The organism is Sutterella wadsworthensis (assembly GCF_003315195.1).
Lineage (GTDB): Bacteria > Pseudomonadota > Gammaproteobacteria > Burkholderiales > Burkholderiaceae_F > Sutterella > Sutterella wadsworthensis.
Map to the genome: position 1 here is coordinate 198,176 of NZ_QNRV01000001.1, position 22,865 is coordinate 221,040.

A 22,865-nucleotide genomic window follows, 5' to 3' on the forward strand; every position below is an offset into this window, starting at 1 on the left:
CCTTGAGGTCCTGTGGGGAGCGGCTAGGTTAAAAGTCTTACATCCTTTGGCTGATGAGAAAAATGAAAACGGCTGAAGCGGTCATTTCGCGCTGAACTATTGCGCTGCTGAACCTCTTCGCAGGTGAGCGGCATGAACGGTTTCGGCGCAACCTTCCACGGAGATCCCCTCATGAGAGAAGACAAAACCGTCGACGGACCGGGCAGCATCGGCTTTTCACGTCGATCGCTGTTAAGCGGCGCTACGGCGGCTGGTGCGGCCGGCACGTTCGGATTCTCGGCGCTTATGCCCGTTGATAAGGCGCTTGCCGAACAGGTTGAGGCTTTGAAGGCAGACGGATGGGAGGCGCATCCTTGCGCCTGCAATGTCTGCGGCGGCTACTGCGGCCTTTTGGCAATGCATAAGAAAGGTGCGCCGGTTTCGCAGGAAACGGTGCGCATCATGCCGAATCCAACCCATCCGCAGCGCGGCTGCTGCGCGCGCGGAGCACAGGCAATGTGGGTTTGGAATCATCCGATGCGCCTCAAGAAGCCCTTAAAGCGCGTTGGTGCCCGCGGTGACGGCAAATTTCAGGAAATTTCCTGGGATCAGGCCTTGAATGAAATCGCCGAACGTGTAAAGGCGATTGTTGAGAAAGACGGTGAACGAGCTGTCACCATGTCTTCGCACAATTTTTCGGCCATGCAGAAGTGGTTCGGCTGCGCCTTGGGCACGCCCAATGTGATCAGCCATTCATCAACCTGCAATTCCGCATCCATTGCCGGGCGCCGCATGGTGTTCGGCAAGGGCTTTGACGGCGCCGGAAAGGTTGAACCCGACTATGCGCGCGCGAAATATCTGCTTTGCGTCGGGCGCACATTGAATTGTGCGATTGGCGTCGCTGCGGTGGTTGCCCGCGCGAAGACCGAAGGCTCCAAAGTCGTGTTTGTTGATCCGCGCATGCCTGAAGGCGCGCTGACGGGTTCTGAATGGATACCGATCCGCCCAGGCGCAGACTCGGCTTTCTTGCTCTCGCTCATCCATATTGGCATTACGGAGAAGCTTGTCGACTTTGAATTCCTTCGTCGGCATACCAACGCGCCCTATCTCGTTGAGACGGGTACGCGCCGTCCGATTGCGGCTTCAGAAATAATTGCCGGCGCGCCTGAAGACGCTTTTGTCGTCATGGATCGAAAGACGGCTTCTTATGTCGTGATGGGACTGAAAAAAGACGATAAAGGCAATGCTGTAGGCTTTGCAGAACCCGAGGGGGTCGATCCTGAGCTTGATCATGCGGCTCGGATTACGGCTCTTGACGGTCGAGAACTTGAAGCTGAAACCTGCTTCCGCGCATTCGCGGTATCGGCAGCGCATTGGACGCCGCAGGAAGCTGCGCGCACAACCGGTATTCCGGCCGAAACGATCACTCGCGTCGCGCGTGAATTCTTCACGCAGGGCGGCGTGGCTGATGACGGCTGGTATGCCTCGCGCAACGGCAACGACACGCACGACTTTGCGCTTCTTTCCCTTATTAATGCCTTTACCGGCCGCATTGACCAGCCTGGCGGCTTCGTGGTTACGCAGGGAGGAGGCTTTAAGGCGCCGGGCGTTTCGCTTTCGGGCGGCAAAGGCAAGGGACCGCACGGCGAGACTTGGACTGCTCCCGAGAAGAAGTCTCTCGACAAGATCCTTTATCCGGAAGGGTCCGGCACGTATTCCGCCGTTTTTGAGGCCATTGAGACCGGCAAGCCCTATCCGGTGCGCGCTGCCTTTTTCACCGGCACGACGATGTTCCACCGCGAGGCAAATTCCGCGCGGCTCGCCAAGGCGCTGATGGGGCTGGAGCTCGTTGTCGTTCAAGACATTTTCCCGCATGAAATATGTGACTACGCCGACTACGTGCTGCCGTGCACATACTTTTTGGAGTGGCATGAGTATGCAGGCGTCAAATGGGCTTTGAACGGCAACGTTCAGAAAAACGATGCGGGCATTGCGCCGCCTCAGGGCTGCGAAGCGCGCGAAGAGGTCTGGCAGTTTGCGGAAATCCTCCGCCGTGCTTATCCGGATCGTGCCAAAGAGCGCTTGGGGCTCGAGGAGGAGCTGAAGACTCGCGAGGCGTTTAAAGCCTGGTATGACGGCATGATGGATGCGGCCTGGGCCAAGTTCATCGCAGCGAAGAATAAGGCTAAGCCCGGCGACGGCGACCGTATTGCTGCGGAAGTCGAAGCGCAAGGGTGGTCTCAGACCGCGGTGAAGAAGTGGGGTGTTTATCCCTACGTGAAGCCCTTTGGCACGCCTACCGGCAAGGCTGAACTCATTTCCTTCTATTTCACGCAGAAGTACGAAGACAAAGGTGCTTCAGGGCTGCCGCGCTGGGTGGAATCGCCGGGATTTACGCCGCCTAAACCTCGCTCCAACGAGTTTGTGCTGATTTCGGGCAAAGACAGTTCTTCCTGCTCGGGTGTTGCCATGTGGACGTGGCCCACGAAATTCTTGGGTGACCGAAGCATCTGGATGAATCCGGCCGATGCCGAACGAATCGGCATTAAGAACGGTCAGGAGGTTGAGCTCGAGGGGCTCGACACCGGGGTGAAGGGGCGCACGACAGTGAAAATAACCAACCGCGTCATGCCGGGCGTTCTCTTCTCTCACGGATTCTCGGGAGGCGTTCGCACCAAGCAGAACCTCGGCGCATACGAATGGGTGCGTGAAGGCATTAATTCGCACTGGTTCTGCACGGGCTACCGTGAACCGGTGGTCGGATCCTTGTCCAATAACTGTTCGGTCCGCGTACGCGTCTGACGGTCATCCGGGAGAAAGCCATGGAAAATCATAAAAAGCTGGCGCATCTTCTTGATGTTACCCAGTGCGTGGGATGCTCGGCCTGTATTGTGGCCTGTGCCCAAACCAATTATCCGGACATGCTTAATGCTGAAAATACCGGATGGGAAAGTCTGCCGGCGAACATCCGGCGCGTATCCGCCGAGCTCGCCCGACGACCCGTTGAACTGCTTGTCCAATGCCAGCAGTGTGAGAATGCGCCCTGCATCACGGTCTGTCCGTTCGGCGCCAACAGCCATGATCCGGAAACGGGACAGGTGAAAACCGATCCCAGCCGGTGTGTCGGCTGCGGCTACTGCGTGACGGCGTGTCCGTACGATGCACGGTGGATGCATCCAAAAACGGGACTTCCGGTCAAATGCATGGGCAAAGGCTGTGAGTCGCTTCTGAAGGCCGGCAAGGATCCGGCCTGCGTTGCGGCCTGCCCGGCATCGGCCCGTGCATTCGGCGATATCAACGATCCTTCAAGCGCTATTTCTCAGCGTCTGCAGCACGGTCGCTCCGAACGTTTGATGCCGCAAAAAGGTACTCGTCCTAATTTCTTCGTGGTGGTGAACAAATGACGGCTGAATACATGAATTTGACCGCACAGGCGGCCACCAGCCACTGGGGATGGACGATTGCGTTCTTCCTATGGTTTGTCGGTCTCTCCGGCATGTCGCTCTTTCTCAATTATTGGGTCAGAAGCCGGCGGATCCATTACGCGGCAACGGCTGCTGCCGTCGTCGGCACGCTTTTGGTCGTGAGCCACCTTGGACGCATCCTCAATTTGCCCGCGGCAGCTTTCAATGCGCTCATCCATTGGAGTTTTGGTTTCACCAGCTGGATGTTTATCGGCATCTGCATTCTCGCTGTGCTTTGCGTTGTTACTGTGCTTCAGGCATGGCTGATGACGAAAGGGTCAGCCCTCGGGATGCGCTGCGGACTACTTGCTTTTGACGCAGTCCTGGGCGTTGCCGCTACGGCATATTCGGGCTTTCTCCTGACTCAGGCAGTGGGTGTGCCGCTTTGGACAACGGCGGCGATTCCAGTGCTCTGGATTTTTTCGGGACTGGCCTGTGCGGTAGGGTTGATTGAAATCCTGGCAGCGGCCGGCAAGCTCGACGCAGAGTCTCCCCGCTGGCTGCATGCTGCGGGCTGGGCGGTGCACGGCGGCGAAGCCTTTGTGCTTTTTGCTTTCGTTCTCACGGCGCTTTCAGGTACGCCGGGTGCGGCAGCAGGTGCAGAAAGCCTCGTCTCGGGCAGCACCAGTCTGCTTTTCTGGGGCGGCGCGGTCGGCTGCGGCCTGCTGATCCCGTGTATTACAGCTTGTCTGAAGAGCTTGCCGTCAGCAGCTTTGGGCGGCGCAGCTGCGCTCATCGGCGCACTCTCGCTGCGTGCGGCGATTCTCTTTGCCGGGACATTTGATCCGGTCATTTGGCCGCTTTAACGCTTCGAGCAGAATTTCCCATCCAATGCCAGGCTTGCCGCTGAGCATTGGGTGGGAGGAACCGTGAGGTCCGCAGCGTCTGTTTCTCAAGTCTGCGGGCGATTGAGCAGCTGCCGCAGCTCATCGGTCCCATGCACATTCAGACGCCGGTAGATATTGGCTCGATAATTCTCAACCGTTCTTTCAGAAAGCCGGAGTCTTTCTGCAATTTGCTTATTGGAGCAGTTTTCCAGGAGGAGCAGCCGCAGAACATCTTTTTCTCGATCCCGCAAGTCGTTTAACGTCCAGTCGAGATCGGCCTGGGCGTTGAAGCCGTGCCGATGAAGCGTATCTACGCGCAGTGCTCGCTCGATAGCCGCGATGAGATGATCTTTGTCTACGGGTTTGGTGAGAAAGTCAACGGCTCCGCGCTGCATGGCCTTCACTGCAAGCGGAATGTCTCCGTGCGCCGTGAGAAAAATAATCGGCATGCGAATCTGCCGTTCAATGAGAACCTTCTGCACCTCCAGCCCGTTGGTCGTCGGGAAGCGGAAGTCGAGGATGAGGCAGCCCGGATCGGTCAGGAGGTCCCCAGCAAGAAATTCCTTCGGATCGGTATAAATGCGGATCTCCCAGCCTTCGAGCGAAAGCAGGCAGGAGAGCGAGTCACAGACATCGGAATCGTCGTCAACAATGCGAATGACAGTGGGCTTCATAGCGCAGCTCCTTCTTGACGAGGATCCGTCTGCTGAAAGGTCAGCACCACTCTGAATATCCCGGGAACATCCTCTGAGAGGAGAAGATCGGTTTCGTTTCGTTCGGCGATGCTTCGCACGACAGCGAGTCCAAGACCCAGTCCGTTCTCTTTAGAGGAATGCAGCGGCGACGAAAGTGCCTCTTGCTCTGCCGGCGTTAATGGCTGACAGCTGTTGGTGATAGTGAGTTTCACAGCCCCGTTTGGGAGGGTATCCATGTCCAGTTCAACATAAGGGACATCTGCTGAGGCGGCCGCTTCCGAGGCGTTCTTTAGGAGGTTCGTGAGCAGCACTTCAAGTTCTACGGCATCGGCCAGAACGGCGCCGGGCTGCAGTTTGAGGAGCGGCGGAATTTTGAGCGAGTGCATCTGTTTGAGGCGATCAGCCAGCACTCTGATAAAGCTTGAGAGTTCGATCTTGGCGGGCGTGCTGGCGCGCGAACGAGCGTAGAGACGAACGCGTTCGATGATCGTGCTGCAGCGCTGAAGTGTTGTGCGTGTTTTGCCGCAAAGTGCGCTCAGCTGCTGCCCTAGGGCTGTATTAAAGGCGTTCGGATTGCGTGCCAGCAGTTTGTCAATGGCCGCCAAGTAATAGCCTGCGGCTGAAATAGGCTGCAGCAGTTCGTGAGCAACAATGTTGGAGAGCTGAGCAGTTACGCTCGCTTTTTCCAATCGATTGAGCCGGTCTGATGCAGCTGCCAGTTCCGCGGTTCGCCTGCGTACGAGCATGTCACTGCGAATGGTGTGGAGAAGGCCAAAGAGGAGCGCTGCGGCAAAAAGCAGAATCCACAGGCTGTATTCTTTCCAGATCCGTTCTGCAGTCCAATGGCGAAGATATTCGTAGGGACCGAAGCGCAGCTCCTTGAAGAGTTTGTCAATCCGAGCAAAGTCGGTGGCGGGAAGCCACTGACTGTGCCAAATCTCTTCGGGTGAAATGGCATAGAGCGCCATTGTCACATTGCGCAGTGTCTCAGGAGGCAGTCCGGCGGAGGCGATGACTGTCCAGCCAGGGTAGGCGCTGGAAGTATGGAGGTATTTCATACTGTCGCCGGAACGCGGTTCGAGCACGCGGATTTCTTTTGCAAAAGGGCTCCCTACAGCGAGCATGAGCTCCATAAGGCCCGCCTTGACGAGACCGGCATCAACTCTTCCCGTCGCTACGGCTTCAACGACGCGTTCCATCGGCCGGCCGACTTCTTCAATGCGGGAGAAGAAGTTGTCAGGATCCCAACCACGCGCACTGATTTCTCCCAAGGCCGTCTGAGCATTCATAAACGCATCTTTGCGTGTAACGGCGGCGCTTTTTCCTTTCAGGTCCTCGAGCGTTTTAATCTGCGCATCGGATCTGCGGACGATGATCGCGCCGGCCATGCCTTCATTGGGGTTGGGCGCCATGGGGGAGGCGAGTGTTCCCAGGGCTGTGAACCCTTTTTGATGAATTTCCCAATAAAACCCCGCAGTACCTATGAAGAGATCTGCAGTACCGCGCTGAGCGGCAAGATGCTGCGCTTCAAGGTCGTCGCTGGAGACGATCAGCCGATAGTTTGAAAGCCTGCGTCTGAGCACCTCCAGTGTTTCGGAAATGACCTCACTGTGCATGTCCGAGAGCGTGAGCTTCAGGACACTCACGCGCAGTACCGGCTCTGAAGGCGACGGCGCAGCAGCGGCAGAAAGCATGAAGCCCAGCGCCAAAGCAGTGAAGGTCGTGCGGATAAAAAGCATGCAGGATTGTCAAAGGATTCAGTCGATAAATACCTTAGCGCATTAGGGAAGATGGGCGAACTGTTTGCTTGATCTACCCCTGCAATACCGGAGTACTCGCCTGTCGCACAATTGATTCCAGTCAATACCAACGGACCGGGTCTCTTAGGGGAGGCCCAGAAAAGGAGGACCAATATGATGGAACTATCTCGCCGGAAACTGCTCGTCGCCGCAGGGGCTGCCGCCGCTGCGGTGCCTGCCGCACACGCTGCCCAAGATCCGAGCCTTTCGGACAATGTTCCCAAAAAGTGGGACCGCACGGTAAAGCTCCTTATCGTGGGTGCCGGCGGCGCTGGGCTGACGGCTGCCGTGTCCGCTGCGCAGAACGGTCTCACAGACACGCTCATTCTTGAAAAGATGGCTTATATCGGCGGCAATACGGCCATTTCCGGCGGCGGCATGAATGCTGTCGATCCTGCACGTCAAAAAGCCCAGGGCATTGAAGATTCCATCGAGAATCATTATGAGCAGACGCTCAAGGGCGGTGACTATCGTGCCAATCCTGCTTTGGTGAAGGAACTCGTCGAGAATGCGCCGGAAACGGTGACTTGGCTCGAATCGATAGGCATGAAGTTTAAAGACAAGGTCTATCAGGTCTACGGGTCGCTTTATCCGCGCGGACATGCGCCGCTCGGTTCGCTTGGACAGGACTACATCAAGGTTTTGGTGGACCAGTGCAAGAAATACGGCATTCCTATTGAGAAACAGGCTAGAGTCGTACGCATCATTCGTGAGACTCCGCTTAAGGGCAAGGTTCTTGGCGTGGAGTATGAAAAAGGCGGCAAGCTCATCACGGTTCGCGCGACTAAAGCCGTAGTGGTGGCGGCCGGCGGATTCGGCGCGAATAAGAAGATGAGGGCGCTGCATGATCCGCGTCTCGCAGACCTCACGACCACAAATCATCCGGGAGCAACAGGTGACCTGCTGCCGCTGATGGTTGATGTCGGGGCGGATTTGACCGGAATGGACTTCATCCAATGCAACCCCGGCTGCCCTCCGGGACGTACGCATCGCGTACCGCTGCATCAGGGCGGCCGCTTCATCATTGTTGACCGCAACGGCAAACGCTTCATTCGTGAAGATGAACGCCGCGACGTGATCCGCGACGCTGTGCTGATTCAGCCTAAGGCAACCGCTTGGGGCATCCTTGATCAGACGCGCTTTGACATGATCAATCAAGGTCAGAAGGATGCTGCCTACAAGGGGCTTGAAACGGGTGATGCCTGGAAGGCAGACACGATTGAAGAGCTCGCTAAAAAGATGGGGCTTCCGCCTGCAGCGCTGAAGGCGACCGTGGATGAATTCAATGCGGGGGTCAAGGCCGGCAAAGACAAGCTCGGCAAATACCAGCGTAATCTCTTCCCGATCGAAAAGCCGCCTTTCTGGGGAGCTTATGTCGGCATGAGCGTGCATCATACGATGGGCGGTGTGGTGATCAATACGGCGGCTGAAGTCATTGACCGCCGCGGAGAGGTCATTGCGAATCTTTATGCTGCCGGCGAAGTGACGGGCGGCATTCACGGCGCCAATCGATTGGGCGGCAATGCCATTGCGGACTGCCTGACATTCGGCCGTCTTGTCGGCAAGGAAATCGCCGAGAAAAAGGCATAACTCACCTTTGCTTACCCTGAAACGGAGACTGTCCCTGTCATGTTTCCGGAACGCCTGGTTTGCTGATCCCTAATTTTCAGGACCCGGGGCAGGGTTTTTAGGTCAAGCAGCGCGAGCATATCGCGCTGCTTTTTCGTTGTGCGCCCAGCAGCGCACATGTGTCTATGCGGTGAAAGTCCGCTGTCCGCCCGAACAGGGGAAGGACTAGCAACTCGGCAAGTCGGGGAAGGCAACGACCTCGATGGAGGAAGCCGATAACAAAGCACCAGCCTGACGAACAGGAATCGGATGTGAGGCGTGTATCTCGGGAGAGTCGGCGACGATCGATTAACCCGAAACTGTTACGGAAGGGATGCACGTATATCCGGCAGGTAGGGGGCGAAGCACATGTGTGATACCTGGGGAGATCCATGCCGACGCCGCAAGGCTACCGAGGTCGAGAGGCTGAGGGATATCGGTATGGAAGTCAGCCGAGGCCGTAGTAAGGCGAATTATTCGTCATGAAGGGCCGAATCTGAGTTATGTAAGTAGAGAGCGTGGAACTCTCCGATGCGACGGCAGTAGCGCAAGTCGAATTTGAAGAGTAGAGCCCACACCAACCGATGGCCGGAAGCCTGAGGGAGGACGTGAGTCCAAAGGCCGACAAAAGCTGAAAAGAGGGGCCACGCACTGGACGAAAGCAGGAGGTTCAGTGATTTCACTGGAGAAAGTCCTCTCGGCGCAGAACATGCTCTTGGCATGCAAGCGTGTGAGAGTCAACAAAGGTGCTCCGGGCGTAGACGGAATGACCGTCGACGAGCTCGAAGGACACTTTCGCCGCCACTGGGCGAGCATTTGCGCTCACATTCGTGAAGGGAGGTACATTCCTTCGCCCGTGAAGCGCGTGGACATTCCAAAACCTGACGGCGGCACGCGTATGCTGGGGATTCCCACTGTACAGGATCGTCTGATCCAACAGGCCATCGCACAGGTGCTGGTCGAGCACTTCGATCCCACATTCTCGGAATTCAGTTACGGATTTCGACCGGGGCGCAGTGCACATCAGGCTATCGAGCAAACGCAACGCTACATAGCGGAAGGATGCTCGTGGATTGTCGAAATGGACCTTGCCAAATTCTTTGACACCGTCAATCACGATCGACTGATTTCGGTGCTGGAACGGAACTGCAGGGACAAGATGCTCATCCGTCTCATACGGCGCTACCTCCGTACGGGCATTCTGGCCGATGGGCTGGTGACTCCCCGAGACGAAGGAACGCCGCAGGGGTCCCCCCTCAGCCCGATCCTGTCCCTGATCGTCCTCGACGAACTGGACAAGTATCTGGAGAAACGGGGGTTGAAGTTTTGTAGATACGCCGACGACTGCAACATATACGTTGCGTCCGAGCGCGCAGGAAATCGCGTGTTGACAAACACGATCAAGTTCATTGAGGAGACGCTCAAGTTGCGGGTTAACCGCGACAAGAGCGGCGTCTTTCGCCCTCGACGAGCGAAATTTCTTGGCTACACTTTCGTGGGGAAGACGGGACAACCGCTAGTTCACCCGAAAAGCTTCAAGCGGCTGAAGGATAAGCTTCGTGCCGTCTTCTACAGGGCGCGCGGCGGGTCACTCTTTCGAACGATTGGGGAGCTCAATGCGATCCTCCGCGGATGGCGGCAGTACTTCAGGTTGGACAACCGCAAGGGCGTATTCGCGGCGCTCGACATACACATCCGACGCCATCTTCGTAAGTTGGTGTGGATTGCATGGAAACGACCGAGAACACGCGAACGAGAACTTCAACGTCGCGGCTTGGATGACTTTCGCGCGTGGAAGTCCGCCAACAACGGGCGTGGAGCGTGGTGGAATGCCAACGCACGCCACATGCGCGACGCGTTCCCGCTGTCTTTCTTCAAACAACACGGACTCTACAGCCTCCTCGCGATGCGCTGAGTCCCCCTCTACTACTAACTCGGAAACCGCCGGATGCCGAACGGCACGTCCGAACGCTCAGCACTGATTGAGCACTGCGGTGTGGGAGGGAGTGTCCGCAAGGGCACTCTCTACCCGATATGGTGCGGGTAACACATGCCCTCGGATGGATTTCTTCCCCGAGCGTGCTACTATCTCTACGGAGATTGGCGAAGTTTTTTGAAAGTGCATCGCCTGCCCTCCTAGAAAAGACAAGGCCCTTTCCGTTGGCGCGGATTGGGCCTTTGCCTTGTTGGCAGTGCCGCACGGCACTGTCATGGCGGCAAAAACCGCCAATTCTGAGGCCGCCCCGCGTTGGAGGGAGGCGAGCGACACCTTGCCGCTCAACCGTGAGTCGGATCATACCGGAACTTCCGAATACCGGATCGCTGATTTTTCAGTACTCGGGGCGCAATGGGTTTACACACGGTCGTCAGTGCTGCAGAAGCGCTGGTTATGCATATGAATAAGTGTGATGCTTTTCAAGCGCCAGTCGAAAGACGTCGTCGAGCATCCGCAGCGGCAGGAGACTCCCGTATCACGCGGAGCGTTAAGCCTGATGAAGGTTTTCGGCTCTTATGATGCGGCATCAGAACAGAGCGGCTGATTACGGTCGGTCACGCGTTCGTCCGATTACTTCGCGCTGAATATAAAAGGCACCTCTCATGCAGACTAAGACCTCCGCACTCCTTCTTGCCGCTTTTTGCGGTTTTGCCGTTCTTGCTTCCGGTTCGGCCGCTGCCCGCGAAGATACCGGTCTTGAGGGACACTGGGGCGGAGATCTGGTTTCACTCAAAACGGGCGAAAAATCTTCAGCCGAGCTGACGCTTGATCACTACGGCTGCTATGCACTTTCCATTAAGCGTGATCCCGGCATTGAAACGGGTTTTTATACCGTTCAGGACGGCAAGGTTGTTCTGAAGACAACGGGCGGCGCGCAGCGGCTCACCTTCATCGTTGAAGGCGAACGGCTGAAGGCTGAACCAACGCCGGATCAGCCGCTCCCTAAGGACTGCTGCGAACTCGAGCGCCGCTGATAATTTCAGTATTTGGAAAAGGCTTCGGCCAAAGCTGGCTGCACTTGGCCGTATTCGGCAACGACAAGCTGTGCAAGCACGCGAGCTTTCTGCGGGGTGAGCGTCCCGGCCGGGACATAACCGCGCTCCTGCCACTCGGCGAGTCCAGTTGTTACTGCGCCGGTCGTCACACGGCTGGCGCGGATAATCAGCACGCCCGCATCTGCGGCATCTGCCAATGCTTCATCCGTGCAGCAGTGGATCGAGCCATTGCCGGTGCCGGCATGCACAATTGCACGTGCGCCTGCAGCGCAGGCCGCACGCACCATCACGCCGTCGTCGTCAGCATGAGAGTAAACGATGTCGACGCGAGGAATCTCCAGCGCAGCAAGCTTGGGAATGGAAAAGGGCGTCTCAGAACCGAAAGCCCGTTCCGGACGACCGAGCCATAAGATTTCCGCACCGGCAATCAGTCCAAGCGGACCTTGAACATTAGGACCAAAAGCGGCTGCGTTCGTCGGGCTGATTTTCATGGCGTCCCGAGCCGAAAGGATCACGTCGTTGAGTGCCACGAGAACGCCGCGGCCAGCAGCTTTCGGATCCGCAGCAATGCGTACGGCATTGAGGAGGTTGAGCGGCCCGTCAGCGCTGAGGGCGGTCGCCGGCCGCATGGCACCGGTGAAGACAATGGGTTTCTGGGTTTTGGCTGTCAGGTGTGTAAACCATGCCGTCTCTTCCATCGTGTCAGTGCCGTGCGTGACCACGATACCGGCTGTGTCGGGATCGGCGGCTGCCTTTTCGATTGCTCGGCCGAGCTCAAGCCAGATACTGAAGGTCATCGAACTGGAGTCGATATTGGCGACCTGATGGGCTTCGATGCGTGCGAAATGCTGCAGTTCAGGCACCGCGCAGAGCAATGTTTCAACATTGAGGCCTTTGATGCGGTAGCCCGTCAGCATGAGCGGATCGTCGCCCGAACTCACGATCGTGCCGCCGGTGCCGAGGATTACGATTTTGGGAAGCTTGGCGCTGTCGGTCATGATTAAAAAGATTCTCCCTTGAGTAGCCGCGCCATTGTAGGCTGTCTGCGGGCTGTTCAGAAGCGCTCAGCACTGTCGGCCGCGAAGCTTGCGCGGCGGATCGTTGCTTACAGATATCTAGCTTTGCACCCTCGGAGATGATGCGTTTCACCGGTTGGGTGACAGGCAATTTTTACATAAGGAAACGGCGTCCGTTCCCTTACGGGATCAGACGCCGTTTTCTCTTGACCTCAGGGCGCATGTTACTGGAGGTTTCCATCTTCAGACCTCAGGAATTCCCCGAAGCTCGCCTTCAGATCTGGAAAAGAGGGCGCTCATTTGAGGATGTATAGCGCAAATACGGGGCGGAGTAATACCTTGAGCAATACATGACCAAATTGCTAAGGAATGGGGTATAGTGATTTCACTCTTCGGGAAAACCCGATGAAAACACCCTGCGCTTTCTGCAGGTGCGCTTCGCCCTTCAAGCGATCTTGCCCTGGAAAGACTCACTCATAGTCTCGGAGATCCTCTGATGAATACAAGCATTTTCAAGAAAACAGCCGCCGGCTTTGCGCTTGCTGCGCTGCTCGGCGCCTCGGCTGCCGTGCCCGCTTCGGCCGCGGAACTGCTCAACTCCTCCTACGACGTTGCCCGTGAACTGTTCACGGCGCTCAACAAACCCTTCATTGCGGAGTGGGATAAGGCTCATCCCGACGACAAGCTGACGATTCGGCAGTCGCATGCCGGTTCGTCCAAACAGGCTCTGGCCATCCTTCAGGGACAGAAGGCCGATGTCGTCACCTTTAACCAGGTGACCGATATTCAGGTACTGCATGACAAAGGCAAACTCATTCCTGCAGATTGGCAGGCGCGTCTGCCCAACCGCAGTTCGCCCTGGTACTCGACCATGGCTTTTCTCGTCCGCAAGGGTAATCCCAAGAACATTCAGGATTGGTCTGATCTCGCGCGTCCTGATGTGAAGCTTGTCTTCCCGAATCCGAAGACCTCGGGCAATGCCCGCTACACCTATCTGGCTGCATGGGAGTCAGCAGATCAGGCCAACGGCGGCAATAAGGCCCAGACCGAAGAATTCATGAAGAAGTTCCTGAAGAACGTGGCCGTCTTTGATACGGGCGGACGCGGCGCTACGACCACGTTTAATGACCGCGGCATTGGGGACGTGCTTATCAGCTTTGAGTCAGAGATCAACAACATTCGTAATCTCTATAAAGACAAGGACTATGTTGTTGTAGTGCCTAAGACCGACATTCTTGCGGAGTTCCCGGTTGCCTGGGTCGACAAGGTTGTTGAGGCCAAGGGCACGCTTGAGCCGGCTAAGGCCTATCTGAATTACCTCTACAGTCCGCAAGCCCGTGAGATCGTCACCTCCTTTTACTACCGTGTGAACGATCAAAAGACCATGGATGCGCTCAAGGACCGCTTCCCCGCCACCAAGCTCTTTACGGTCGAAGACAAATTCGGTTCGTGGGAAAAGGTGATGAAGGAGCACTTTGCAGCCGGCGCGGAGTTTGACCGTTTGGTCGCTGCCGGCCGTCAGTAACCCTTGAGACGAACTGCCATGCGCAGACGCAGGGTTCTGCCCGGATTCGGGCTTTCCTTGGGGACGAGCGTTCTTTTTGTATCGCTCGTCCTGCTTCTCCCCATGACTGCGCTCGTCGTGCAGCTCTCCGAGCTCACCTGGGCGCAGTACTGGGCGATCCTCACTCATCCGCAGACGACTGCCGCTTTTCGGGTGACGATTCTTTCGGCTTTTTGGGCCTCAGTCATCAACGCTCTGCTGGGGCTCCTTCTGGCGTGGATTCTGGTGCGCTACCGGTTTCCCGGGCGCCGGCTGCTTGACGGGCTGATTGATCTGCCGTTTGTGCTCCCCACTGCAGTGGCGGGTCTCACGCTCTCGGCACTCTTTGCTGCCGACGGATGGTACGGCGCAGTGCTTGCGCCCTTTGGCATTAAGGTGAGCTACACCTGGCTCGGCATCGTCGCTGCGATGGCGTTCACGAGCATTCCGTTTGTTGTGCGTTCGGTGCAGCCCGTGCTTGCTGAAGTCAACCGGAGCTGCGAGGAAGCCGCGCTCACGCTCGGCGCATCGCGGCTGCAGATCTTTCGCCGGGTGATTCTGCCTGAAATCGCGCCGGCACTGGCGGCGGGGACCGTACTCGCTTTCTGCCGCAGCCTCGGCGAATTCGGTGCGATTATCTTCATTTCCGGGAATATTGCCTTCGAAACGGAAGTGCTCTCGCTCGCCATTTTCATGCGGCTGCAGGAATTCGACTATCCGGCAGCGAGCGCCATTGCATCTGTCGTGCTCGGACTGTCGCTCGTTCTTTTCATTGCAGCCAATCAGATGCTTAAGCGTTTTGCACGCCGCATCGGGAGTCCGTCATGAGTGTGCAATTACAGGCAAATCGTCAGACGCCCGCGCAGTGGGCGCTCATTGGTCTGGGCATCCTCGCGGCCGGTCTCTTTCTGGCCGTGCCGCTTGCCTTCATCTTTATTCAGGCGTTTCAGAAGGGGATTGCTCCGGTTCTTGAGAATCTCGTTCACCCCGAAATGATTCATGCCGTTGCGCTCACGGTCTTCATTGCGCTCATCACGGTGCCGGTCAACATGATCTTCGGCGTGATGCTTGCTTGGGCTGTCACGCGGTTCTCGTTTCCTGGGAAAACGGTGCTCCTCTCGTGCATCGACATTCCGTTTGCGGTTTCACCGGTGGTGGCAGGTCTTATCTATCTGCTCTGGTACGGTGCAAATGGTCCTTTGGCGCCTTGGCTCGATGCGGCACAGGTCCAGATCCTCTTTGCCTGGCCGGGCATGGTGCTCGTCACGATTTTTGTCACCTGTCCCTTTGTGGCCCGAGAACTGATTCCGCTCATGACCAGTCAGGGGTCGAGCGAAGAAGAGGCGGCGCTTTTGTTGGGTGCGTCGCCTTGGCAGATGTTCTTTCGTGTGACGCTGCCCAAAATTTCCGGCGCGCTCCTTTATGGAGTGCTCCTCACCAACGCGCGCGCGATCGGCGAATTCGGCGCGGTTTCCGTCGTCTCCGGATCCGTGCGGGGTGAAACCATGACGCTGCCCCTGCAGATTGAGCTCTTAGAGCAGGACTACAACACCGTCGGCGCCTTTACCGCCGCCGCGCTGCTCGCGCTGCTTGCGCTGGCCACGCTTTTTCTGCGCCGTCATCGCCGCCGCGCCTGATTTCGGAGAGGACACAAAATACAAATGAGCATTGATATAGAAAACATCCGAAAGCGCTTCGGCAATGCTGAAGTGCTTTCCGACATCAATCTGAAGATTGCATTGGGCGAGATGATTGCGCTCTTGGGTCCCTCGGGGTCAGGCAAAACGACGCTCCTGCGCATTCTTGCCGGACTGGAGACCGAAACGAGCGGACGCATCCGTTTTGGAAATAGCGACGTCACCCAACTCACCGCCGCAGAACGGCGCGTGGGGTTTGTCTTTCAGAACTACGCGCTTTTCCGCCATATGACGGTTGCCGAAAACGTGGCATTCGGACTGACGGTGAAGCCCCGCAGCGAGCGGCTGCCGAAAGCCGAAATTGAGAAGCGCGTTGCGGAGCTTTTGGCCATGGTGCAGCTCTCTGATAAAGCTGGTCACTATCCGGCGCAGCTCTCGGGCGGTCAGCAGCAGCGCGTGGCGCTTGCCCGCGTGCTGGCGGTGGAACCTCAGGTGCTGCTCCTTGACGAGCCCTTCGGCGCATTGGATGCTCAGGTGCGCGAGGAGCTGCGTCAATGGATCAAACGTCTGCACCGAGAGCTCGGGTTTACCGGCGTATTTGTAACGCACGATCAGGAAGAGGCCATGCAGGTTGCCGACCGCGTCGTCGTGATGCATAACGGCCGCATAGAGCAGGCTGATAAGCCCGCGGAAATCTGGGAGCATCCGAAGACACGCTTTGTGATTGAGTTTTTGAGCGATGTGAACCGGATTCCGGCGATGATCTCGAACGGGCGGCTTCACGTCGGAACGATTGATCTGGCGCTTGACGGCGGCGCTGACGGAAGGCCGGTTGTCGATCCGAAATCCATTCCGGACGGTCCGGCGGATTTGCTTTTGCGTCCAAAAGATGCCCGCATGCGGCGGCTGGAAGCTGAGGAAGATTCTGCTGCCGCGCAAAAGGCGGGGCTGCTCCCGGTGGTGATCCGCAGCGCCGTTCCCAAGGGCGGCGCGATTCAGGTTGAAGCCGAACCGGAAGGCTGGTACGAGAACACCCTCAACGCTTATGTGCTCGAGGATGCGCTGCCGCGGCTTGGGCGCGGCTATCTGATGAGTTTTGAGCGCGCTTACCTCTATCGAGGCGAAGAGCGTCTGCCGGTTCATGTCCGCAAACCCCGCTGGCCGTTTGTCGGTGAGCACGGCCATGAGCATTCATCGCCAGAGGCTGCCGAACCGCCAAAGGCGCTTAAGCATGAAGCTGCGCTTTTCATTTGATTGGTATGTATTTAAGGATGAAGTATGTCCCCTGAAACCGTAATCGACGTTGTCGGCGCTACGCCGCTCGTGCGTCTTGAGCACCTTGTCCCCCATAACGGCAGTGAAGTTTGGGTGAAGCTCGAAGGCAATAATCCTGCCGGTTCCATCAAGGACCGCGCTGCCCGATCCATGATTGAAGAGGCTGAAAAGCGCGGAGATATCAAGCCGGGCGACGCACTCGTTGAAGCGACGAGCGGCAATACCGGCATCGCGCTCGCCATGATTGCGGCCTTGAAAGGGTATCGGATGAAGATCATCCTGCCGGCCAATTCGACGGCGGAGCGCTGTGCGGCCATTCAGGCCTATGGTGCGGAACTGATCCTCTCGCCCGCTGAAAAAGGCATGGAGGGTGCGCGCGACCTGGCTAATGCCATGGCTCAGCGCGGTGAAGGGTGGCAGCTTGACCAATTCAACAACCCTGACAATCCGCTTGCGCACTACCGCACAACAGGCCCTGAAATTTGGACGCAGACGGCCGGCCGCGTGACGCATTTCGTCTCGGCCATGGGCACGACCGGCACCATTACCGGCACGTCGCGCTTTCTGAAAGAAAAAAATCCCAATGTACGTGTGGTGGGTCTGCAGCCGGCAGAAGGAAGCCGCATTCCCGGTATTCGCCGCTGGCCGGCGGAGTATCGGCCCGGGATTTACCGTCCGGAACTCGTTGATGAAACACTCGATATTCTGCAAAAAGATGCGGAAGATACCGTTCGCGCTCTGGCTCGCCGTGAGGGCATTTGCTGCGGCATCAGTTCGGGCGGTGCGGTTTCAGGAGCGCTTCGTGTGGCCGCGGCCAATCCCGGGGCTGTGATTGTCACGATCATCTGCGACCGCGGAGATCGGTATCTCTCCACGGGGATTTTCAATCAATGAGGGTAAGTCGTTAACAGACACATCTTTTGGTCATGAGTTGTTGCTGTCCCTAAAGACAGACCAGCGCTCCCGATAGACTCAGCTGAGCCAAGGCATCGGCCTGATTTCGGCCGATGCCTTCTTATTATTTTTCGGGAGCGCGAAATGAAACTCGCACACACTGCCCTGATTGCCGCTGCAGCCGGCGTCCTAACCGTGACGCTTGCGGGCTGTTCGGCCCCCACGAATGGAGAGCGTTCTCCAGCATTTGCCGCAGCCGAAAGTCTTCAGCCGTCTGAAGCCTCCGCCGCATCGATCGGCGTTTATGAGGGGCTCCTCCCTTGCGGCGACTGTGCCGGCCTTCGAACGACGATCTATGTTCGCGCCGACGGAACGTATACGCGCATTTATACCTACGAAGGTGAAAAGGATGACCTCGGCCGCACGCCTTCTTTTTCTGAGGCCGGCAGCTGGAAGCTCGAGGGCAGACGATTCACCTTCACGCCCAAAGACCATTCCCCGGCTTGGCTTGCTGATTCGACTGAGCATGGTCTGAGACTTTTGGATGGAGAAGGCAGCCCTGTCGAAGGACCGCTTGGTCCCATGTACGATCTCCAAAAGCGTTGAAATACCGATGATTTGTGATTGGATAATCAATCACAAAAATTAACAAATACTATTGGAAATAGTTTTGTAATAACGGTAAGCTAATTTACAGCTACATCGGAAGAGAGGATTCTCCTCAGGTTCCGATCCACCCTTTTGGAGTGCTTTATGAAAGCTTTTTCGATGCTTGCCAGCGCCATGCTCGCCGCTGCTATTGCTCTGCCGGCCGTTGCCGCAGACCAAACCAAGCTCTACGATCCGATGGCTGAAGCCGAAAAGATCGTCGTGCCCGTTGAGCTCCTCAGCAAGGACGGTGCAAAACCGATCGGCAATGTTGTGATTGTCAAGAATGCCTATGGGTTGGCCTTCTATCCGCAGCTGAAGGATCTTGCGCCTGGTCTGCACGGCTTTCACGTTCACGCCAATCCGGACTGCGGTTTGACCGAAAAGGGCCTTGGCATGAAGGCTGGCGGACATTGGGACCCGGATAAGACGGGCAACCATTCCTATCCGTGGGATGACAAGGGGCATAAGGGCGATCTGCCGAGTCTTTATGTGAATGCTGACGGCGTGGCTAATGTGCCGGTATTGGCGCCGAAGCTCAAGACGCTTGACGAAGTGCGCAGCCATGCGCTGATGATTCACGTCGGCGGCGACAACTTCCATGATCATCCTGCTGCCCTCGGCGGCGGCGGTGCCCGCATGGCCTGCGGTGTGATCAAATAATGGATGCGATGAAAATCTAATCCTTAGCTTCAGCCGGCTTCGCAAATCTTTGCGAGGCCGGTTTGATTTTGAGAGCAAGTGCGGCTCTGCTCAGTCTCTCCCTAAGATTAGCTTCAGTGGCGGGTGATAAATTGACACTCAGCTGCTTGATCAATGAAGAGCGCCGCTCACTCTAACTGCGGCGCTTTTTTTCTGTCTGACCGAAGGGATATTTCGGCAAACGGTGAGACGCATTGGAGGATTCGAATATGACTCGCACGCACGCTTATCAAATGACGGCCGCTGCCTGCTGCCTAGCGGTGCTGCTTGCCGGCTGCGCGACGACCAACGGGCCGGTTCCGATGCCTCAGGCGCCTGCGCCCGTTGAAACGCCGGACGTGAAAGCGGTCAAAGCCATGGTGCTGCCGATTGACGATACCGTGACGGTGGCGGAAGCTTTCGCGCAGTACGGCTCCTGCCGGCCTGGCAGTCAGGTCTGGGAAGAGATCGAAGACGGCGACGTGCAGTTCAGCTGCACTTTTGACGACGGCGCGCTCGTTCAGTTCGATTTCCGCAAGGGCGACGACGAAAAGTTCAAGATCGCCATGGTGACATTTACCTCAATGAACGATGCTGAATTCGCAGGGGTAAGTGTTCGCGGCCCCGATGCTGAAGATATGCTCAAGCGCGTCTACTTCAATAAGAAGCTCTTCTGAGGCATTGCGCTTCTTGAAAGCGAAAAGAGCCCGCAGCGCAGCAGTGCCTGCGGGCTCTTTTCATTTTGTGACGGGTGAAGAGACCCGGACGGCGCACTCGGTCGAGTTTTCCCGAGTGCGCCTTCTTTTGGGTTTTGAATCTCACCCAGTTGCGCATTATTCAATGCGTTCGCCGTGGATCGCCAGGTCAAGACCCGTAAGCTCTTCGTCCTTCGTGACGCGCAGACCCATGGTCTTCTTGATCACAAAGAGAATGACGAAGCTCACAATGCCGCCGTAGATCAGCGTGGCTGCGACCGAGAAGATCTGGATGCCGACCTGCGTCATCATCGGCGGGAGTTCGGAGCCCGTCACTGCGCTCGTTGCAAAGAAGCCCGTCAGAACGGCGCCGAGCATGCCGCCGATGCCGTGTACGCCGAAGGCGTCCAAAGAGTCGTCATAACCGAGCTTGGCTTTGACGACGGCAACCATCCAGAAGCAGAGGACGCCGGCAACAAGACCGATGAAAAGTGCTGGGGCAGGTTCAACGAAGCCCGAAGCCGGGGTAATCGCGACCAAACCGGCAACCGCACCGGAAATCATGCCGAGGAGCGAGGGCTTGCCGCGGGAAATCCATTCGGCCGCCATCCAGGAGATGGTGCCGGCAGCCGCAGCGATCTGCGTGACAAGGATCGCCATCACAGCACGTTCATTCGCAGCCAGACCGGAACCACCGTTAAAGCCCATCCAGCCGAACCAGAGCAGGCAGGCGCCGATCATCGCAAAGGTGAGGTTGGCCGGAGCGAGGTGCTGCGAACCGTAGCCAGTGCGGCGGCCGAGCATCAGGCAGGCGACGAGACCGGCAATACCGGCATTGATGTGCACGACCGTGCCGCCGGCGTAGTCAAGCGCACCCATCTGGAAGAAGAATCCGTCGGAAGCCCAAACCCAGTGGCAGATCGGGGCATACACGAGAAGACTCCAGGCCACCATGAAGACGCAGAGCGAAGAAAATTTCATGCGTTCAGCGAGCGACCCGGTGATGAGCGCGGGAGTCAGGATGGCAAATGTCATCTGGAAGAAGACAAAGAGCAGTTCCGGGATGGACCCCGAGAGCGTTGAAATGCTGATGCCCGAAAGGAAGGCCTTGGAGAGACCGCCGATAAAGGGGGTGCCTTCTGAAAAGGCAAGCGAGTAGCCGACGGCGTACCAGAGAATCGACATCAGGCCGCAGATTGCAACCGACTGGGCGAGCGTGCTCAGCATGTTCTTCTTGCGCACCATGCCTGCGTAAAAGAGGGCGATGCCCGGAATGGTCATGAAGAGCACCAAGAGACCGGCGATCATGATCCAGGCCGTGTCAGCCTTGTCAAGCACAGGTTCGTCGCCCGCAAAGGCGGGAATGGCCGCAATGCCGAGGGCCAGCGAGGGGAGAAGTTTCTTAAGGGAAGTCATGTTTGCCACCTTCTTCAAAGGGGTTTAATTCCTGAATGCGTGCGTATATGTTTTGTGCGGCTTTGCTTCAGATGGCGCCTTCGTCTTCTTCACCCGTGCGGATGCGCACGACGTGTTCGAGCGGGCTCACGAAGATCTTTCCGTCGCCGACCTTGCCGGTGCGCGCGGAAGCAAGAACAGCTTCAATCACGGTGTCAACCGCGTCGTCAGTGACGGCGATGTCGATGCGGATTTTGGGAAGAAAGTCGACGACATATTCCGCGCCGCGGTAGAGCTCCGTATGGCCGCGCTGACGGCCGAAGCCCTTGACTTCCGTAACGGTGAGGCCGTGAACGCCGGCGGCGGAAAGGGCCTCGCGGACGTCGTCGAGCTTGAAGGGCTTGATGATGACGGTGACGAGCTTCATGAGAAGGGTCTCCTGATGTTGAGTACTGAATCAAAGGGGAGCGGCAGGCATCGTTTGTGACGTGCAGCCGCTTTGATGAGGACTTGAGCAGAAAGCGTGCCAAAACTCGGGTTAGCCCTGATATCTCTTCTTTTTTTAGGTGCGTTCACGGTCATGGGTGCGGACGGCCGGCGCTTACGCTGACTTGGAGTTCGGCGCCGGGGCTGCTTCTCACCGCTGACAATGCATACTGCGCGCCAATCCGGATGGTTCTGCTTTTCTATTGCCCAGAATTCCGCGTGGAATAGGCGAGATTTCAGCGGAGCTCCGCACCGCTGCCGCGCCGCATGGATGCGTAACAGTGCGTGAATGTCGTCTTGCGAGGCATTTGTTTACCGCACTGGTGCGTATATTGATCGGGGGATCGGAAGCTGCTGCCGCGCACTTTCTTGGTGCGTTACGGCTTTTCCTTCGGGTTCTTGGTACGGGTTCTCTTCATAGAACTGCCGCCGAAGGCATGCCCCATGAGGCAAAATGCTTCCATCCGCGCGCAGGCTTGGATTTGAACTGACGTTTTGCCTAAAGACGGTTTGTTCCGGCACTGCTCAAGCATTTTGGAGACCTGAATCGTGAAGCATGAAGAGAAGAAAAAGGACGAGGACGAGGGGCCGAAGTTCGATGAACGCGGGGAACCGCTGGTGATCTTCAAGCGCACTTGTCCGGCCATGAACAACGCTGACTTGGCTGCCAGAGCGAGTTTTTTTGCTGCCATGCGCGCAATGAGCGATGAAGATTTCAAGGCCGGGCGCGGTCTTACTTTTCAGACGATGGTACGTGAGGATCCGCGCTACCCCGCGCGTCAGATTCAGTTCGTTTTCGGCATCCGTCCGCGGACGGCGCGCACCTATGCGGAGATGGAGGCTGAAGCGGTCGAAGTCATTAACGCCGCGCATAAAAAGTTTTACGCAGCGGGCAAGCGCTGAGGTTTTTCTGCTCCCCAGCAGCGGCCCGATTCACGAGCGGCACGATTTTTTTTGTCGAGGCCAATCCTATTAACACTAAGCGCCTCAGCGTGCCGGCCGCACTGTTCTGGAAAGGGTCGGCATAAAGCCCGTGAAAGAGAGGCGCTCGGATGCTGCAAAAACATTTTTCATGCCCCTGATGCAGTCCTAAGCCGCTCAAAGATTGCGACCTAAGCCTTCTGAACTAGAAATGGCCGTTTTGCGCTGATTTCTGGCGCCTGCGCTTGCCTCGGCCGCAGCCAAGGCGAGTTGTCGTCAGACATTTCATTAGTTATGATGATTTAAAAAAT

The 22,865-nt window shown here is 57.1% G+C and carries 20 protein-coding genes; 15 read left to right on the forward strand and 5 right to left on the reverse strand.

Annotated elements, in window-relative coordinates; genetic code table 11:
* Nucleotides 1–171 precede the first annotated feature (171 nt).
* Genes DES29_RS00715 through nrfD form a run of 3 tightly spaced genes read left to right on the forward strand, consistent with a single transcriptional unit; the run spans nucleotide 172 to nucleotide 4,249 of the window.
* Entirely contained in the window at nucleotides 172–2,781 is a 2,610-nt protein-coding gene (locus DES29_RS00715) for a molybdopterin-containing oxidoreductase family protein (protein WP_113854330.1), read from the forward strand.
* 20 nt (nucleotides 2,782–2,801) lie between these two features.
* The gene (locus DES29_RS00720; protein WP_005432322.1) at nucleotides 2,802–3,383 is read left to right on the forward strand and encodes a 4Fe-4S dicluster domain-containing protein; all 582 of its coding nucleotides are present in this window, start codon (nucleotides 2,802–2,804) and stop codon (nucleotides 3,381–3,383) included.
* Nucleotides 3,380–4,249 (forward strand): NrfD/PsrC family molybdoenzyme membrane anchor subunit, encoded by an 870-nt coding sequence (nrfD, locus tag DES29_RS00725; protein ID WP_016474233.1) that lies wholly within the window; start codon nucleotides 3,380–3,382, stop codon nucleotides 4,247–4,249. The genes DES29_RS00720 and nrfD overlap by 4 nt, the downstream gene beginning before the upstream one ends.
* Before the next feature lie 86 nt (nucleotides 4,250–4,335).
* Here nrfD and DES29_RS00730 read toward each other — a convergent pair whose 3' ends face one another.
* Nucleotides 4,336–4,944, reverse strand: a complete 609-nt coding sequence (locus DES29_RS00730) for a response regulator transcription factor (protein WP_021995748.1) — start codon at nucleotides 4,942–4,944, stop codon at nucleotides 4,336–4,338.
* Nucleotides 4,941–6,704 carry a PhnD/SsuA/transferrin family substrate-binding protein gene (locus tag DES29_RS00735; protein ID WP_016474235.1) on the reverse strand — a complete coding sequence of 588 codons (1,764 nt, stop codon included), beginning with the start codon at nucleotides 6,702–6,704 and terminating at the stop codon, nucleotides 4,941–4,943. Before DES29_RS00735 ends, DES29_RS00730 begins: the two co-directional genes overlap by 4 nt.
* Before the next feature lie 174 nt (nucleotides 6,705–6,878).
* On the opposite strand from DES29_RS00735, the gene DES29_RS00740 reads away from it, so the two are divergent.
* The 3 genes from DES29_RS00740 (at nucleotide 6,879) to DES29_RS00750 (ending at nucleotide 11,342) form a co-directional block, all read left to right on the forward strand.
* Nucleotides 6,879–8,354, forward strand: coding sequence for an FAD-dependent oxidoreductase (locus tag DES29_RS00740; protein ID WP_038024925.1), 1,476 nt, complete (start codon nucleotides 6,879–6,881; stop codon nucleotides 8,352–8,354).
* Between the two features lie 727 nt (nucleotides 8,355–9,081).
* Nucleotides 9,082–10,287, forward strand: a complete 1,206-nt coding sequence (ltrA, locus tag DES29_RS00745; protein ID WP_240907537.1) for a group II intron reverse transcriptase/maturase — start codon at nucleotides 9,082–9,084, stop codon at nucleotides 10,285–10,287.
* Nucleotides 10,288–10,970: 683 nt separating this feature from the next.
* Entirely contained in the window at nucleotides 10,971–11,342 is a 372-nt protein-coding gene (locus DES29_RS00750; RefSeq protein WP_021995752.1) for a hypothetical protein, read from the forward strand.
* Between the two features lie 5 nt (nucleotides 11,343–11,347).
* Here DES29_RS00750 and DES29_RS00755 read toward each other — a convergent pair whose 3' ends face one another.
* The gene (locus tag DES29_RS00755) at nucleotides 11,348–12,361 is read right to left on the reverse strand and encodes an asparaginase (RefSeq protein WP_021995753.1); all 1,014 of its coding nucleotides are present in this window, start codon (nucleotides 12,359–12,361) and stop codon (nucleotides 11,348–11,350) included.
* A 514-nt stretch (nucleotides 12,362–12,875) separates the two neighbouring features.
* Here DES29_RS00755 and cysP point away from each other — a divergent pair.
* From cysP to DES29_RS00795, 8 genes are all read left to right on the forward strand, one after another.
* The gene (cysP, locus tag DES29_RS00760; protein ID WP_021995754.1) at nucleotides 12,876–13,904 is read left to right on the forward strand and encodes a thiosulfate ABC transporter substrate-binding protein CysP; all 1,029 of its coding nucleotides are present in this window, start codon (nucleotides 12,876–12,878) and stop codon (nucleotides 13,902–13,904) included.
* An 18-nt stretch (nucleotides 13,905–13,922) separates the two neighbouring features.
* On the forward strand, nucleotides 13,923–14,750 hold the full coding sequence (cysT, locus tag DES29_RS00765; RefSeq protein WP_016474240.1) for a sulfate/thiosulfate ABC transporter permease CysT: 828 nt from the start codon (nucleotides 13,923–13,925) through the stop codon (nucleotides 14,748–14,750).
* Entirely contained in the window at nucleotides 14,747–15,559 is an 813-nt protein-coding gene (gene cysW / locus DES29_RS00770; protein WP_016474241.1) for a sulfate ABC transporter permease subunit CysW, read from the forward strand. Before cysT ends, cysW begins: the two co-directional genes overlap by 4 nt.
* 24 nt (nucleotides 15,560–15,583) lie before the next feature.
* Nucleotides 15,584–16,813 (forward strand): sulfate ABC transporter ATP-binding protein, encoded by a 1,230-nt coding sequence (cysA, locus tag DES29_RS00775; RefSeq protein WP_113854303.1) that lies wholly within the window; start codon nucleotides 15,584–15,586, stop codon nucleotides 16,811–16,813.
* A 24-nt stretch (nucleotides 16,814–16,837) separates the two neighbouring features.
* Entirely contained in the window at nucleotides 16,838–17,728 is an 891-nt protein-coding gene (gene cysM / locus DES29_RS00780; RefSeq protein WP_021994568.1) for a cysteine synthase CysM, read from the forward strand.
* 144 nt (nucleotides 17,729–17,872) lie between these two features.
* On the forward strand, nucleotides 17,873–18,334 hold the full coding sequence (locus DES29_RS00785; RefSeq protein ID WP_005432589.1) for a copper resistance protein NlpE: 462 nt from the start codon (nucleotides 17,873–17,875) through the stop codon (nucleotides 18,332–18,334).
* Between the two features lie 147 nt (nucleotides 18,335–18,481).
* Entirely contained in the window at nucleotides 18,482–19,039 is a 558-nt protein-coding gene (locus tag DES29_RS00790; protein ID WP_016474245.1) for a superoxide dismutase family protein, read from the forward strand.
* Nucleotides 19,040–19,287: 248 nt separating this feature from the next.
* The gene (locus DES29_RS00795) at nucleotides 19,288–19,734 is read left to right on the forward strand and encodes a hypothetical protein (protein WP_016474246.1); all 447 of its coding nucleotides are present in this window, start codon (nucleotides 19,288–19,290) and stop codon (nucleotides 19,732–19,734) included.
* 156 nt (nucleotides 19,735–19,890) lie between these two features.
* On the opposite strand, the gene DES29_RS00800 is transcribed toward DES29_RS00795, so the two are convergent.
* Both DES29_RS00800 and glnK read right to left on the reverse strand, forming a co-directional pair.
* The gene (locus DES29_RS00800; RefSeq protein ID WP_016474247.1) at nucleotides 19,891–21,168 is read right to left on the reverse strand and encodes an ammonium transporter; all 1,278 of its coding nucleotides are present in this window, start codon (nucleotides 21,166–21,168) and stop codon (nucleotides 19,891–19,893) included.
* A 67-nt stretch (nucleotides 21,169–21,235) separates the two neighbouring features.
* Nucleotides 21,236–21,574 carry a P-II family nitrogen regulator gene (glnK, locus tag DES29_RS00805; RefSeq protein ID WP_005432593.1) on the reverse strand — a complete coding sequence of 113 codons (339 nt, stop codon included), beginning with the start codon at nucleotides 21,572–21,574 and terminating at the stop codon, nucleotides 21,236–21,238.
* 608 nt (nucleotides 21,575–22,182) lie between these two features.
* Here glnK and DES29_RS00810 point away from each other — a divergent pair.
* A complete protein-coding gene (locus tag DES29_RS00810; RefSeq protein WP_021995131.1) occupies nucleotides 22,183–22,536 on the forward strand; it encodes a hypothetical protein in 354 nt (117 codons plus the stop codon).
* The last annotated feature ends 329 nt before the right edge of the window (nucleotides 22,537–22,865 follow it).